The sequence below is a fragment of the Pseudaestuariivita atlantica genome (genome assembly GCF_001205715.1).
Classification (GTDB): domain Bacteria; phylum Pseudomonadota; class Alphaproteobacteria; order Rhodobacterales; family Rhodobacteraceae; genus Pseudaestuariivita; species Pseudaestuariivita atlantica.
This window is the reverse complement of sequence record NZ_AQQZ01000050.1, coordinates 1-811: the sequence shown is the minus strand read 5'-3', so window position 1 is coordinate 811 and position 811 is coordinate 1. Positions and strand designations below refer to the sequence as shown.

General features: G+C 70.0%; 1 protein-coding gene. It reads right to left on the bottom strand.

The window, feature by feature from the left end; translation table 11 throughout:
- Positions 1–811: hypothetical protein (locus tag ATO11_RS22270; protein WP_207383009.1), on the bottom strand; the 811-nt coding region annotated here is incomplete at both ends.

Here is an 811-nt window from a genome sequence, read left to right as displayed (position 1 = left end):
GTTGTAATCCAGAACATAGGTCCCCGGAGGCGTCCCCGCCGCAACACCCAGCTCCCCCGTCGCCACGTTCAGGCTCACCTCGGGCGACCCGCCACCCAACGTCAGAACAACATTCCCCCCAAAACCAGGCACCGCCGCAAAACCGTCAAGCGTGTCGTTGGACGGATCGAGGGCGTTGCCGGCAACGATCGGGTCGATCGTGGCGGTGAAGCTGCGCACCGGTTCGGGCCCGGCGGCGATCGGCGTGAAGGTCACGGTGACCGTCTCGGTCGCCTCGGCGCAATGGTCGGTATTGGCGGCCTCGCAGATGCGGTAGGTCACCGTATAGGTGCCCTCGGGAGCGCCCGCGGCCAGCGTGATCGCGCCGGTCTCTGTATCGAGGGCCAGTTCGGCATCGCCGGAGACGCGGGTCAGCACCACGGTGCCACCCGCACCGGGCACCGCCGCGGCGCCGTTCAGCGTGTCGTTGGACGGATCGAGGGCGTTGCCCGCGGATTGCGCGGCATCGGTGCCGATCAGCGCACGCACCGGCTCGGGGCCGGCGGCGAGCGCGGTGTCGGTCACGGTCACGGTCTCGGTCGCCTCGGCGCAATTGTCGCCGTTGGTCCGCTCGCAGATGCGGTAGGTCACGGTATAGGTGCCCGCCGCGGCCCCGGCGGCCAGCGTGATCGCGCCGGTTTCGGTATCGAGCGCCAGTTCGGCATCGCCGGAGACGCGGGTCAGCACGACATTGCCGCTCGCACCGGGCAGGGCCGCGGCACCGTTCAGCGTGTCGTTGGACGGATCGAGGGCGTTGCCCGCGGATTGCGCG